Source organism: Streptomyces sp. NPDC030245, assembly GCF_055572995.1.
This window is the reverse complement of record NZ_JBVICF010000006.1, coordinates 1-12,273: the sequence shown is the minus strand read 5'-3', so window position 1 is coordinate 12,273 and position 12,273 is coordinate 1. Positions and strand designations below refer to the sequence as shown.

Below are 12,273 nucleotides of genomic sequence, written 5' to 3'. Positions count from 1 at the left end.
GGGTGCCGCCCTTCGGCGTCTTGAGAACCTCATCTTCGGCTGAAGAGGTCCAGTGATCAGGCGATCAAGGCTCAGTAGGCGCCGTTCACGTTGTCCATCGAGCCGTACCGGTCGGCGGCGTAGTTGGCCGCGGCCGTGATGTTGGCGACCGGGTCGTAGATGTTCGTCGAGGTGCCCTCGACGTGGTACGCGTCGAACGTCGGCTTGATGACCTGGAGCAGGCCGATCGACGGGGTGCCGTTGATGGCGTTGATGTCCCAGCCGTTCACGGCCTGCGGGTTGCCGGAGGACTCGCGGATGATGTTGCGGTGCAGGCCCTCGTAGGTGCCGGGGATGCCCTTGGCCTTCATGATGTCCAGGGACTGGCGGATCCAGCCGTCGAGGTTGTTGGCGTAGACGGGCTTGCGGGCGGCGGCGCGGCTCGCGGCCTCCTTGGCCTTCCGCTCGTCCTCGGCCTTCTTCTTCGCGGCGGCCTCGTCGGCGGCCTTCTTGGCCTCCTCGGCCTTCTTCTTCTCGGCGGCCTTCGCGGCGGCGTCCTTGGCCTGCTTGTCGGCGCTGCTGTGCTGCTTGATGACACCGGCGCGGACGGCCTGCTCGGCGTCGACGTTCTGCTTGAAGGCCACCGGGGCGGCATCGAGGCTCTGGGCCTCGGTTCCCGCGTCGGCGCTGCCCGGCACGAGGGAGAACGCGAGGGCAGCGGCGCCGAGCGTGGCGACACCGGCGATCGAGAACTTCTGGGCCTTGGTCACGGTGGAACGACTGTGACCAGGGGTGCTGTGCATGGACATACGAGTTGGACCTCTTCGAATAGCGGAGGTCGCTCCGGCCGGCGGGGACATGGTGCTTTCCAGCGAAACGCCGCGGTCGGGGAAGACCGCGGCGCCGAGCGACGGAAGCAATTCTTAGCGGCCGCAAAAATGTGTGGCAAAGATGTGACGTACGATGCGAGGTAGTGGATCAGGGGGTGCACAGACGCCCGATTCGGGCGCTTACCCCGTTTGCGTAAAGGGATTCCTCATCAACTAGGGGTCTTCGTACGTGATGTGCGTCCTATGCGCGGCCTCACATCAGCGCCGTAACGGTCTCACCAGGAGTTGCCGTCGCAATGCTCTTAGTGAGGTCCCTCATCCGGGAGGATGAGGTGCACGTCGCCGAACTCGTGCCACAGGTAGAGACGGTCTACCGCCTCCGTATAACCCCGCTCGATCGCCGCCCGCCCCGCGACGGCCTCCAGCATCAGCAGATGCGAGGCCTCCGGCGCGTGGAGCCCGGTCAGCAGCCCGTCCACCACGCGCACCCCCCGCTCCGGAGTCACTACCAGCTCGGTCCGGCCCGCCGCCGCCCGCACCACCCCGTCGGGCCCCGCGGCGGACTCCACGGCGCGCACGGCCGTCGTACCGACCGCCACGACCCGGCCCCCGGCCGCCCGCGCGGCATTGATCAGCCGCGCCGACACCTCCGACACCTCGAAGAGCTCCGGGTACGGCGGCTCGTGCGCCTCCTGGGAGGCGACACCGGTGTGCAGCACCACCGGCGCGAACTGCACACCCCTGCTCACGAGCCCGGCCACCATCGACGCGGTGAACGGCCGCCCCGCACTCGGCATCTCCGCACTCCCCGCCCCGTCCGCCGACGGCAGCGCGAACACCGTCTGATAGGCGGAGAGCGGCTGGTCCCTCTCTGTATAGGAGTAACGAATGGGACGCCCGTGCCGCCGCAGCACCTCGGGCACGTCGCCCGACACCCGCACCCACCACAGCCGCGGGCTCCCCACCGCTATCGGCTCCTCATATACGAGGCGTACGTCCCCCGGCAGCCGCACGACCGAGCCGGCCGGACCACCGGCACGCGCGCGTGTCGTGCCCCTCCCGTCCGGATCCCGCAGCTCCACGGCCCACCGTCCGTCCGCACCCCGGGTGGAGAAATGCACCACCACGCGCGCGTGCCCGAGTCTTCCGTCCACCGCCGCGGGCAGGGTCCTGGACGTGTTGACGACCAGCAGGTCCCCGGCCCGCAGCAGCTCCGGCAGCTCCGTGAACGCGCGGTGCGTGACCTCGGTGCCGTGCGACACCAGCAGCCGCACCGCGTCCCTGCCGAGCCCCTGGCCCCGCTGCTCGGCCGGCACCCGGGCCACGAGGGAGTCCGGCACGCACAGCGGCGCGCCCAGCACGCTCACCGCGCACCCGCCGACAGCGCGGACGCCGTATAGCGGCCACTGGCGGGCCGCTCGACGACCACCCGCAGGAAGGCGGGCACCACGGTCTCCGGAAGCGGTCGCCCGGACTGATCGTCCAGGGGTACCGCCGCCCGGTACAGATCCGTCCGCATGTCCCCGGGATCCACCGCCCACACCCGCACGCCGGGCTCCTCCTCGGCGAGAACCGCGGAAAGGTGGTCCAGGGCGGCCTTCGAAGCGCCGTACCCGCCCCACGTCTCGTACGCCTCCACCGCCGCGTCGGAGCTGATGTTCAGCACCGCCCCCGCCGACTCCCGCAACAGCGGCAGCGCCTCCTGCACCAGCCCCAGGGCCGCCACCACATTCGTCTCCAGCGCCGCCCGCAGCCCGTCGAGCCCAAGCCCGTCCAGCCGTACGAGAGGCTCCGCACCCAGCGCGCTCGCGTTGTTCACCAGCAGATCGAGCCCGCCGAGCCGCCGCGCCGCGGCCACCAGCTCCGCCCGGTGCCCCGCGTCGGTGACGTCCCCGGCGAGCGCCGCCACGCGCGTGCCGTACCCGCTCAGCTCGCGCGCCGACTCCTCGAGGACCGCGGCGGTCCTCGCGTCGAGCACGAGATCCCAGCCGGACTCCGCGAGAGCCGCGCCCAACGCGCGCCCCAGCCCCTTCGAAGCCCCCGTGATGATCGCTACCGGCATGCCATCCGTCCCCTCGGTCCGTTCCCTCGGCCCGTCCGTTCTCTCGGCCCGTCCGGCCACCACCGTAGGAACGGGCCCGCCCCCGACACCTCGTGCGAGAGCCGCAACTCCCCGGGGCCCTTCGCCCTAGTCCCGGGCCACGGACCGCGGACCTAGGCCCCGGGACGTAGGCGGGGGCCTCCACTGGTCGGATACGCACTGTCACACCCCACCGGTACGGTTGTGACCATGAGTCAAGGACCCCGATCCGGGCTGACCGCGGTGAGTTCCGCGCTCCTCGCCATGAGCAGGCACCTGGAGGTGCGCGACGTCCTCAAGACGATCGTCGCCTCGGCCCGCGAGCTGCTCGACGCGGAGTACGCCGCGCTCGGAGTCCCCGACGACCACGGCGGCTTCGCCCAGTTCGTCGTCGACGGCGTCAGCGAGGACCAGTGGAAGGCCATCGGCCCCCTGCCCCGGCAGCACGGCATCCTCGCCTCGATGCTCCAGAAGGGCGAGACCGTCCGCCTCGGAGACGTGCGCGAGGACCCGCGCTTCGGAGGCTGGCCCTCCGCCCACCCGGACATGTCCGACTTCCTCGGCGTGCCCATCCACTCCGACGACGAGACACTCGGCGCGCTCTTCCTCGCCAACAAGAACTGCCCCAAGCCCCAGGGCGGTTGCGGCTTCACCGAGGACGACGCGGAGCTCCTCGCCATCCTCGCCCAGCACGCCGCCATCGCCCTCACCAACGCCCGCCTGTACGAGCGCAGCCGCGAACTGACCATCGCCGAGGAGCGTTCGCGCCTCGCCCACGAACTGCACGACGCGGTGAGCCAGAAGCTCTTCTCACTGCGCCTGACGGCCCAGGCGGCCACCGCCCTGGTGGACCGTGACCCGTCCCGCGCCAAGGGTGAGCTACAACAGGTGGCGGTGCTCGCGGCCGAGGCGGCGGACGAACTGCGCGCGGCCGTCGTCGAGTTGCGCCCCGCCGCCCTCGACGAGGACGGCCTGGTGGCCACCCTGCGCACCCACACGCACGTGCTGGACCGCGCCCACTCCGCACACGTCACCTTCGAGAGCAACGGCGTGCGGGCGCTGCCGGCCTCGCAGGAGGAAGCCATGCTGCGGGTCGCCCAGGAGGCCCTGCACAACGCGCTGCGCCACTCCGGCGCGGAGCACGTCGCCGTGCTGCTGGACAAGCGCGGCACCGGAGCCGTCCTGCGCGTCGTCGACGACGGTTCGGGCTTCGACCCGAAGTCGACCCGGCGCGCGGGGCGGCACCTGGGCCTGGTCTCCATGCGGGACCGGGCGAGCGGGGTCGGCGGACGGCTGACCGTGGAATCGGAGCCCGGCAAGGGCACAACGATCGAGATGGAGGTCCCCGGTGGCTGACGCTGTGGTCCACACGAAGGCAGGGATCCGGGTGCTGCTGGTCGACGACCACCAGGTGGTCCGCCGCGGTCTGCGCACGTTCCTGGAGATCCAGGACGACATCGACGTCGTCGGCGAGGCGTCCGACGGCGCCGAAGGAGTCGCACAGGCCGAGGAGTTGAAGCCGGACGTCGTCCTGATGGACGTCAAGATGCCCGGCATGGACGGCGTCGAGGCGCTGCGCAAGCTCCGCGAGCTCGCCAACCCCGCGCGCGTGCTCATCGTCACCAGCTTCACCGAGCAGCGCACGGTCGTCCCGGCCCTGCGCGCCGGCGCCGCGGGATATGTGTACAAGGACGTCGACCCGGACGCCCTCGCCGGCGCCATCCGCTCCGTGCACGCGGGGCACGTCCTGCTCCAGCCCGAGGTGGCGGGCGCACTGCTCTCGCAGGAGGAGACGGGCGGCGGGCAGGGGAGGGGCGGTTCGCTCACCGAGCGCGAGCGCGAGGTCCTCGGCCTGATCGCCGACGGCCGTTCGAACCGCGAGATCGCCCGCGCCCTCGTCCTCTCCGAGAAGACCGTCAAGACGCACGTTTCGAACATCCTGATGAAGCTGGACCTGGCCGACCGCACCCAGGCCGCGCTCTGGGCCGTGCGGCACGGCGTGACCGGCTGATCAGGCCGCCGACGGCCGCCCCCGCAAGCCGCGCCGGGGCCGACGCGGATCGTCGCCTTCCGGACTGAGATTCATACCGTCGTGTAGATGTCCCCCAGTTGGCGTATCCCGCGCGCCGGTCGGGCGTTCTCCAGTGCGTGCTGCGGCGGCTGGCCGCAGCTTCCGCTCAGGAGGATCGTAGAAGTGAAGAACCTGAAGAAGGCCGCCGCTGTCACGATGGTGGCCGGTGGCCTGGTCGCCGCCGGCGCCGGCATGGCCTCCGCCCACGGCGGCGCGCAGGCCGACGGTGTCGCGAAGAACTCCCCCGGCGTCCTCTCCGGGAATCTGGTCCAGGCCCCGGTCCACATCCCGGTGAACGCCTGCGGCAACACCGTCACCGTCATCGGCGCCCTGAACCCGACGTTCGGCAACGTCTGCGAGAACCTCTGATCGCACCCTGCGATCCACCGGCCGCCCGCGCGGCCGGTTCCTGACCTCGCCGCAACAGAGGTCACCCATGTCAGCAGGAGGAGCACGTCCCATGAACAGCATCGCCAAGAAGGCCGCTCTGGCCGTCGTCACCGCCGGCCTCGCCGCGGGCGCGTCCGCCGGAGCCGCGTCCGCCGCCACGGACGCCCAGGCCAGTGGCGCCGCCAAGAACTCCCCGGGCGTCGGCTCCGGCAACCTCGTCCAGGTGCCGGTCCACGTCCCGGTCAACGTCACCGGCAACAGCGTGAACGTGATCGGCGCCCTCAACCCGGCGTTCGGCAACGCGACGGCGAACCACTGAGGCACAGCCCTCGGCACGGGCCCCGCGGACCGGTCGGGTCCGCGGGGCCCGCGGCGTCACGCCACTGGCGGATGCCGCCCCGACGCCCCCCACGGCACCGCGGACGGCCTCAGCGCCCGCCCCGCTCCCGCTCCTCGACGTACGAGTTGAACGCGGCCACCTGCGCCCGCCGTGCCGTCCGCTCCACGGGACGCAGCGCCTCGACCCGGGCGGCCATCTCCGCAGCGCTCACGGCCCCACCGTGCCCGTTCTCGTACGCCAGCGAGATCAGCAGGCCCACCCGCTGCGCCAGCTCCAGAACCCGGACCGCACGCGGCGGATAACCCGGCGCGAGCAGCTCACGCCCCCGCTCGGCCCGCGCCCGGTACGCGTCGAGCGCCGCCTCCGCGACCGGCCCCGACCCCGCCACATCGAGCCGCGACAGCACCTGCGTCGCCTCCCGCAGCGCCTCCGCGAGCTCCCGCTCCGCCTCGCCCAGCGAGGGCACGTCGGCGGGCGGCGCCTCCCGCACGGGCAGGCAGTGCCAGACGACCTCCACATGCACATCGCCGTCGGGCCCCGCCTCGTACACCTCGGGCACGAGCCCGTACGGCGCGCCGAAACCGACGACGGCCTCCTCCGCCTCCAGGGCGCGCGCGTTGAACTCGGGCGGCCCGCTCAGCCCGAGCGGATGCCCCGGCGCGGGCAGCGCCACCCGCAGAGCGGTCACCCCCAGCGACCGCAGCCGCCCCATGGCGAGCGTCAGCCCGACCGGGCGCGACTCGCCGGGCAGTCCTTCGACCCGGTGCACCGCGTCCTCGCCGACCATCGCGAGCACCGCGTCATCCGGAGAAACAAGTCCGGCCAAAAGGGCATTTCCCCATGCGGCCAGACGTCCTGAGCGTGGTTCCGAGAGCATGCACACAGCCTAAGGACCGGCCTCACGACAGGAACGGTCGGCCGGTGGCGTAGGTTTTATCCGGGGGCCGCGTCCACAGGCGCGAGCGACGACCGAGACTGCAATGGGAGACAGCGCGCTCATGAGCGATGTACTGGAGCTTGAGGACGTATCTGTGGTCCGCGAGGGCCGGGCTCTGGTGGACCAGGTCTCCTGGTCGGTCAAGGAGGGGGAGCGCTGGGTCATCCTCGGCCCGAACGGCGCAGGCAAGACCACCCTCCTCAATGTCGCGTCCAGCTACCTCTACCCGAGCACCGGCACCGCCACCATCCTCGGCGAGACCCTCGGCAAGCCCGGCACGGACGTCTTCGAGCTGCGCCCGCGCATCGGTGTCGCCGGCATCGCGATGGCCGAGAAGCTGCCCAAGCGCCAGACCGTCCTCCAGACGGTCCTCACCGCCGCGTACGGCATGACCGCCGGCTGGCACGAGGACTACGAGGACGTCGACGAGCAGCGCGCCCGCGCCTTCCTCGACCGCCTCGGCATGAGCGAGTACCTGGACCGCAGGTTCGGCACGCTCTCCGAGGGCGAGCGCAAGCGCACCCTGATCGCCCGCGCCCTGATGACCGACCCCGAGCTGCTCCTCCTCGACGAGCCCGCCGCGGGTCTCGACCTCGGCGGCCGCGAAGACCTCGTGCGCCGGCTCGGCCGCCTCGCCCGCGACCCGATCGCCCCCTCGATGATCATGGTCACGCACCACGTCGAGGAGATCGCCCCCGGCTTCACGCACGTGCTGATGATCCGCCAGGGCAAGGTCCTCGCCGCGGGCCCGCTGGAGCTGGAGCTCACCTCGCGGAACCTCTCCCTCTGCTTCGGCCTCCCGCTGGTCGTCGAGCAGCGGAACGACCGCTGGACCGCCACGGGCCTTCCGCTCAGCTGATCGGCGCCCTGTCCCGGAGGGGACCCGCGGTCCTACCATGACCGGGTGGACATCGACGCATGGGTGTGGTGGCTCATCGGAGCCGCCGCGCTCGGAATCCCGCTCGTACTGACCGCGATGCCGGAGCTCGGCATGCTCGCCGTGGGCGCCGTCGCCGCCGCCGTGACCGCGGGCGTCGGCGGCGGCATGGTGTTGCAGGTCGCGGTCTTCGCCGCGGTCTCGGTGGCTCTCATCGCCGTCGTACGCCCCGTCGCGGCCCGGCACCGCGCCCAGCGCCCCGAACTGACCACGGGCGTGGAGGCGTTGAAGGGCAGAACGGCCGTCGTCCTCGAACGGGTCGACGGCTCCGGCGGCCGCATCAAGCTCGCGGGTGAGATCTGGTCGGCCCGCGCACTCGACACGGACCGCGCCTTCGAAGCGGGCCAGGCCGTGGACGTCGTCGAGATCGACGGAGCGACGGCCGTCGTCATGTGAATGCCCCACGGGCCGGATGACGGTCTGACAGACTCGACCAGCAAGATCTTCGCCGAGGCAAGAGGGGTACGGGGAACACGATGCAACCAATCATCATCGTCCTGGTCATTCTGGTGGTGCTGGTCTTCATCGCCCTGATCAAGACCATCCAGGTCATCCCGCAGGCGAGCGCCGCCATCGTCGAGCGCTTCGGCCGCTACACCCGCACGTTGAACGCGGGCCTGAACATCGTCGTCCCGTTCATCGACTCGATCCGCAACCGCATCGACCTCCGTGAACAGGTCGTCCCCTTCCCGCCCCAGCCGGTGATCACCCAGGACAACCTCGTGGTGAACATCGACACCGTCATCTACTACCAGGTGACCGACGCCCGCGCCGCGACCTACGAGGTCGCCAGCTACATCCAGGCGATCGAGCAGCTCACCGTCACCACCCTGCGCAACATCATCGGCGGCATGGACCTGGAGCGGACCCTGACCTCCCGCGAGGAGATCAACGCGGCCCTGCGCGGCGTCCTCGACGAGGCCACCGGCAAGTGGGGCATCCGCGTCAACCGCGTCGAGCTCAAGGCGATCGAGCCGCCGACCTCCATCCAGGACTCGATGGAGAAGCAGATGCGCGCCGACCGCGACAAGCGCGCCGCGATCCTCCAGGCCGAAGGTGTACGGCAGTCGGAGATCCTCCGCGCCGAAGGTGAGAAGCAGTCCGCGATCCTGCGCGCCGAGGGTGAGGCCAAGGCCGCGGCCCTGCGCGCCGAGGGCGAGGCCCAGGCGATCCGCACGGTCTTCGAGTCCATCCACGCCGGCGACCCGGACCAGAAGCTGCTCTCCTACCAGTACCTCCAGATGCTCCCGAAGATCGCCGAGGGCGACGCCAACAAGCTCTGGATCGTGCCCAGCGAGATCGGCGACGCCCTCAAGGGCCTCGGCGGCGCACTCGGCAACTTCGGCCCGCTGGGAGGCGGCGGCGGTTCGGTGCCCGCACAGGGCAAGGAGCGCCGCGAACAGCCGCCGATCGACTGACGCACCCCGAAAAGGCCGGACACCGATCGGTGTCCGGCCACGGGCGTGGTGCTAGGCGGCGGGTTGCGCGAGCCACCCGGGCAGCGAGGCCAACTGGTCCTTGCCCAGCGACAGGAGCATCGCGTCGGCGGGCGTCGGTTCGAACGGCTGGCGGAGCAGCGGCATACCGGCCTCTTCCGGGGTCCGGTTCGCCTTGCGGTGATTGTCCATCGCGCACGACGCCACCGTGTTCAGCCAGGAGTCGGCGCCGCCCTGCGACCGCGGGACCACATGGTCCACCGTCGTGGCGCGCCTGCCGCAGTACGCGCAGCGGTGCTGGTCCCGCACCAGGACACCCCGCCGTGACCATGGAGCCTGTCTTCGGAACGGCACGCGCACGTACCTGCACAGTCTGATGACGCGGGGCACGGGAATGTCGATCGCCGCGGCGCGCACACGCAGTCCGGGGTGGGCGTGCTCGACCACGGCCTTGTCCTGGAGCACCAGAACGACGGCCCGGTTGAGCGACACCGTCGAGAGCGGCTCGAAGCTCGCGTTCAGCACCAGCGTGTCCCGCATCAACCTGCCCACCTCCCGCTATGCACCGGCCCACCGCCTGGCGGGCTGGGATCAACTCTGGCCGGGCACGCCGAGATGGACAACGCAATAAAAAATGCCCGCCTCTGATCACTTCCATGACCAGAGGCGGGCAAACAATCGGTGAACGCTCAGTATCTGAGGGTCACTCAGCTCTCCGCCGGAGCCGCGTACTCCGCGATCACCTGAGCACGCGCCAGCGTGTGGAACCGGAGGTTGAAACCCACGACCGCGGGCGTGGCGTCCGAGTCCGGACCCAGCTTCTCCTGGTCCACCGCGTACACGGTGAACACATAGCGGTGCGCCGGGTCGCCGGGCGGCGGCGCCGCACCCACGAACTCCTTCGCCCCGTAGTCGTTGCGCACCTGCACGGCACCCTCGGGCAGCCCTTCGAACTTCCCGCTGCCCGCACCGCCCGGCAGCTCGGTCACCGAGACCGGGATGTCGAAGACGGTCCAGTGCCAGAACCCGCTCCCCGTGGGGGCGTCCGGGTCGAAGCACGTCACGGCGAAGCTCTTGGTCTCCGGCGGGAAGCCCTCCCACCGCAGCTGCGGCGAGGTGTTCCCGGCCGCCTGGACCTGAGCGTCCTTAAGGACCGCACCCGGCTCGAAGTCCTCGCTCACGACCGTGAACGACGGCACGGACGGATGGAAGTCATGGGGCAGCGGCGGCCTCTTGAGCTCGCTCACGTAGGCACCTCCTGGTTGATTGCTGGTCCTCGCTGATCCGCTCCGAGCCTAGAACCAGTTGCGCTTGCTGCCGACCTGGGACAGCCACTCGTTCAGGTACGCCGCCCAGTCGGTGCCGTGGAAGTCGTTCAGACCGACCTTGAACGAACGGAACGAGTCGCTGCTCTCGCTGAACAGACCCGGCTTCTTGTCCATCTCGAGGACGACGTCCATCTCGCGGTCGTCGGCGACGAAGCTCAGCTCGACCTGGTTGAGCCCGCGGTACTGCTGCGGCGGGTAGAACTCGATCTCCTGGTAGAACGGCAGCTTCTGCCGCGTACCGCGGATGTGGCCGCGCTCCATGTCCGCGCTCTTGAAGCGGAAGCCCAGCTGGATGAAGGCGTCGAGGATGGCCTGCTGCGCCGGCAGCGGGTGCACGATGATCGGGTCCAGGTCGCTGGAGTCCACGGCGCGCGCGATCTCCAGCTCGGTGGTCACACCGATGTCCATGCCGCGCAGCTGCTGCCCGTCGATGCTCGTGACCGGGGTCTCCCAGGGGATGTCCAGGCTGAACTGCACGGCGTGCACCTGATTGGCCTGAAGCGTGAAGGCGCCACCGAGCCGCTGCTTGATGAACTCGATGTCCTGCTTGGTCTCCTGGTCGTTGCCCTCGACCTCGACCCGGGCCTGAAGACCGACGGAGAGCCCCTCGATCTGCTGGTCCACGGACCCGCCCTGGATCCGCACCTCACCCTGGACCACGCCGCCCGGGACCACGTTGACCTCGGTCAGCACGGTCTCCACCGAGGCACCGCCGGCCCCGAGACTCGCGAGCAGCTTCTTGAACCCCATGACACTCCATCCCCAGGCCGCCGCCTGTGGCTCGTCGACTTGAATGCTTGATCGATAGAAACGCGAGGGGACCGCCCGCGGTTCCGCACCACCACCCTGGCAACGGGGCGGCCCGAGGACCACCCGTGAACCAGGACGAGGTGCAGTACGCTCGTACGGCATGATCGCGACCCCTGACCGTACGCCTCTCACCCGTGACTTCTTCGACCGCCCGGTCCTGGAGGTCGCCCCGGACCTGCTCGGCCGCATCCTCGTGCGCGACTCGGCGGCCGGCCCGATCGAAGTCCGCCTGACGGAGGTGGAGGCCTACGCGGGCGAGGTCGACCCCGGCTCACACGCGTACCGCGGCCGCACGGCCCGAAACAGCGTGATGTTCGGACAGCCGGGACACATGTACGTCTACTTCACCTACGGCATGTGGCACTGCATGAACCTGGTGTGCGGCCCCGAGGGCATGGCGAGCGCGGTGCTGCTCCGCGCGGGAGAGATCACCGAGGGCGTGGAACTGGCCCGCGAGCGTCGACTCTCGGCCCGCAACGACAAAGAACTGGCCAAAGGCCCCGCACGCCTGGCCACCGCCCTTGACGTGGACCGCCAGCTAGACGGCACCGACGTCTGCGGTGACCCGTCCTCCCCCTTCTCCGTACTGACCGGCACCCCGGTCCCGTCCGACCAGGTCAGCAGCGGACCCCGCACAGGAGTGTCGGGCGAGGGCGGCGTCCACCCGTGGCGCTTCTGGGTGGCCAACGACCCTACGGTGAGCCCTTATCGGGCCCATACGCCCCGTCGCCGCCGGACTTGACGCGGGTTCGGTGCCTCCGTAAGGTAGTCCGAGTCGCTTGAACCGGGTACGGCAATCTGCCAGCAGCCGGAAGCGGCCAACCACTACCAAACGACTTCCCCTCGGCGGGGTCCTATTCCGCGTGCCCGCATGCCGGAATTCGAACTCGCGGGACTCGATTATGAGTCGCGGAGGGAATCCGCTAAAGTAGTGGACACGCCGAAAGGCAGCCGAAAGGCAAAGGCCCTCCAACGGCCACCGGAAATGAAATCCGAACCGGGAACGGAACGGAAAACGGATCTGGTAAGGTTGGAAACACGAAACACCGAAGGGAAGCGCCCGGAGGAAAGCCCGAGAGGGTGAGTACAAAGGAAGCGTCCGTTCCTTGAGAACTCAACAGCGTGCCAAAAGTCA

General features: G+C 70.2%; 15 protein-coding genes. 8 read left to right on the top strand and 7 right to left on the bottom strand.

Going from position 1 to position 12,273, the window contains the following annotated elements:
• Nucleotides 1-71: 71 nt before the first annotated feature.
• From ACZ4Z4_RS17480 to ACZ4Z4_RS17470, 3 genes are all read right to left on the bottom strand, one after another.
• Nucleotides 72-788, bottom strand: coding sequence for a transglycosylase SLT domain-containing protein (locus ACZ4Z4_RS17480; protein WP_468327744.1), 717 nt, complete (start codon nt 786-788; stop codon nt 72-74).
• 323 nt (nt 789-1,111) lie between these two features.
• Entirely contained in the window at nt 1,112-2,167 is a 1,056-nt protein-coding gene (locus ACZ4Z4_RS17475; RefSeq protein WP_468328445.1) for an S-adenosylmethionine:tRNA ribosyltransferase-isomerase, read from the bottom strand.
• Nucleotides 2,168-2,172: 5 nt separating this feature from the next.
• The gene (locus ACZ4Z4_RS17470) at nt 2,173-2,871 is read right to left on the bottom strand and encodes an SDR family NAD(P)-dependent oxidoreductase (protein WP_468327742.1); all 699 of its coding nucleotides are present in this window, start codon (nt 2,869-2,871) and stop codon (nt 2,173-2,175) included.
• 228 nt (nt 2,872-3,099) lie between these two features.
• Between ACZ4Z4_RS17470 and ACZ4Z4_RS17465 the strand changes: the two genes are divergently transcribed.
• The 4 genes from ACZ4Z4_RS17465 to ACZ4Z4_RS17450 all read left to right on the top strand — a co-directional run bounded on the left by ACZ4Z4_RS17465 (nt 3,100) and on the right by ACZ4Z4_RS17450 (nt 5,669).
• Nucleotides 3,100-4,245 carry a GAF domain-containing sensor histidine kinase gene (locus tag ACZ4Z4_RS17465; protein ID WP_468327740.1) on the top strand — a complete coding sequence of 382 codons (1,146 nt, stop codon included), beginning with the start codon at nt 3,100-3,102 and terminating at the stop codon, nt 4,243-4,245.
• Nucleotides 4,238-4,900 carry a response regulator gene (locus ACZ4Z4_RS17460; RefSeq protein ID WP_468327738.1) on the top strand — a complete coding sequence of 221 codons (663 nt, stop codon included), beginning with the start codon at nt 4,238-4,240 and terminating at the stop codon, nt 4,898-4,900. The genes ACZ4Z4_RS17465 and ACZ4Z4_RS17460 overlap by 8 nt, the downstream gene beginning before the upstream one ends.
• 183 nt (nt 4,901-5,083) lie before the next feature.
• Nucleotides 5,084-5,329 (top strand): chaplin, encoded by a 246-nt coding sequence (locus ACZ4Z4_RS17455; RefSeq protein ID WP_468327736.1) that lies wholly within the window; start codon nt 5,084-5,086, stop codon nt 5,327-5,329.
• Between the two features lie 91 nt (nt 5,330-5,420).
• Entirely contained in the window at nt 5,421-5,669 is a 249-nt protein-coding gene (locus ACZ4Z4_RS17450; protein WP_468327734.1) for a chaplin, read from the top strand.
• 109 nt (nt 5,670-5,778) lie between these two features.
• Here ACZ4Z4_RS17450 and ACZ4Z4_RS17445 read toward each other — a convergent pair whose 3' ends face one another.
• Nucleotides 5,779-6,567 (bottom strand): hypothetical protein, encoded by a 789-nt coding sequence (locus ACZ4Z4_RS17445; RefSeq protein ID WP_468327732.1) that lies wholly within the window; start codon nt 6,565-6,567, stop codon nt 5,779-5,781.
• A gap of 121 nt (nt 6,568-6,688) precedes the next feature.
• Between ACZ4Z4_RS17445 and ACZ4Z4_RS17440 the strand changes: the two genes are divergently transcribed.
• The 3 genes from ACZ4Z4_RS17440 (at nt 6,689) to ACZ4Z4_RS17430 (ending at nt 8,982) form a co-directional block, all read left to right on the top strand.
• Nucleotides 6,689-7,486, top strand: a complete 798-nt coding sequence (locus ACZ4Z4_RS17440; protein WP_468327730.1) for an ABC transporter ATP-binding protein — start codon at nt 6,689-6,691, stop codon at nt 7,484-7,486.
• 45 nt (nt 7,487-7,531) lie between these two features.
• Nucleotides 7,532-7,960 (top strand): NfeD family protein, encoded by a 429-nt coding sequence (locus ACZ4Z4_RS17435; protein WP_468327728.1) that lies wholly within the window; start codon nt 7,532-7,534, stop codon nt 7,958-7,960.
• 80 nt (nt 7,961-8,040) lie between these two features.
• Nucleotides 8,041-8,982, top strand: a complete 942-nt coding sequence (locus ACZ4Z4_RS17430) for an SPFH domain-containing protein (protein ID WP_362997084.1) — start codon at nt 8,041-8,043, stop codon at nt 8,980-8,982.
• Nucleotides 8,983-9,033: 51 nt separating this feature from the next.
• On the opposite strand, the gene ACZ4Z4_RS17425 is transcribed toward ACZ4Z4_RS17430, so the two are convergent.
• The 3 genes from ACZ4Z4_RS17425 to ACZ4Z4_RS17415 all read right to left on the bottom strand — a co-directional run bounded on the left by ACZ4Z4_RS17425 (nt 9,034) and on the right by ACZ4Z4_RS17415 (nt 11,078).
• Nucleotides 9,034-9,540: an HNH endonuclease gene (locus ACZ4Z4_RS17425; RefSeq protein ID WP_468327725.1), complete on the bottom strand. Its 507-nt coding sequence runs from the start codon at nt 9,538-9,540 to the stop codon at nt 9,034-9,036.
• Between the two features lie 167 nt (nt 9,541-9,707).
• A complete protein-coding gene (locus tag ACZ4Z4_RS17420) occupies nt 9,708-10,247 on the bottom strand; it encodes a YbhB/YbcL family Raf kinase inhibitor-like protein (RefSeq protein ID WP_362997089.1) in 540 nt (179 codons plus the stop codon).
• Nucleotides 10,248-10,295: 48 nt separating this feature from the next.
• Nucleotides 10,296-11,078, bottom strand: a complete 783-nt coding sequence (locus ACZ4Z4_RS17415; RefSeq protein ID WP_468327723.1) for a sporulation protein — start codon at nt 11,076-11,078, stop codon at nt 10,296-10,298.
• Nucleotides 11,079-11,238: 160 nt separating this feature from the next.
• Here ACZ4Z4_RS17415 and ACZ4Z4_RS17410 point away from each other — a divergent pair, with 160 nt between their 5' ends.
• Nucleotides 11,239-11,880: a DNA-3-methyladenine glycosylase gene (locus ACZ4Z4_RS17410; protein ID WP_468327721.1), complete on the top strand. Its 642-nt coding sequence runs from the start codon at nt 11,239-11,241 to the stop codon at nt 11,878-11,880.
• Nucleotides 11,881-12,273: the final 393 nt, after the last annotated feature.

Bases quoted from the DNA above. Each gene is read 5' to 3' on its own strand.
- ACZ4Z4_RS17480 (WP_468327744.1), bottom strand. From the start codon at position 788: ATGTCCATGCACAGCACCCCTGGTCACAGTCGTTCCACCGTGACCAAG.
- ACZ4Z4_RS17470 (WP_468327742.1), bottom strand. From the start codon at position 2,871: ATGCCGGTAGCGATCATCACGGGGGCTTCGAAGGGGCTGGGGCGCGCG.
- ACZ4Z4_RS17465 (WP_468327740.1), top strand. From the start codon at position 3,100: ATGAGTCAAGGACCCCGATCCGGGCTGACCGCGGTGAGTTCCGCGCTC.
- ACZ4Z4_RS17450 (WP_468327734.1), top strand. From the start codon at position 5,421: ATGAACAGCATCGCCAAGAAGGCCGCTCTGGCCGTCGTCACCGCCGGC.
- ACZ4Z4_RS17445 (WP_468327732.1), bottom strand. From the start codon at position 6,567: ATGCTCTCGGAACCACGCTCAGGACGTCTGGCCGCATGGGGAAATGCC.
- ACZ4Z4_RS17440 (WP_468327730.1), top strand. From the start codon at position 6,689: ATGAGCGATGTACTGGAGCTTGAGGACGTATCTGTGGTCCGCGAGGGC.
- ACZ4Z4_RS17430 (WP_362997084.1), top strand. From the start codon at position 8,041: ATGCAACCAATCATCATCGTCCTGGTCATTCTGGTGGTGCTGGTCTTC.
- ACZ4Z4_RS17425 (WP_468327725.1), bottom strand. From the start codon at position 9,540: ATGCGGGACACGCTGGTGCTGAACGCGAGCTTCGAGCCGCTCTCGACG.
- ACZ4Z4_RS17415 (WP_468327723.1), bottom strand. From the start codon at position 11,078: ATGGGGTTCAAGAAGCTGCTCGCGAGTCTCGGGGCCGGCGGTGCCTCG.
- ACZ4Z4_RS17410 (WP_468327721.1), top strand. From the start codon at position 11,239: ATGATCGCGACCCCTGACCGTACGCCTCTCACCCGTGACTTCTTCGAC.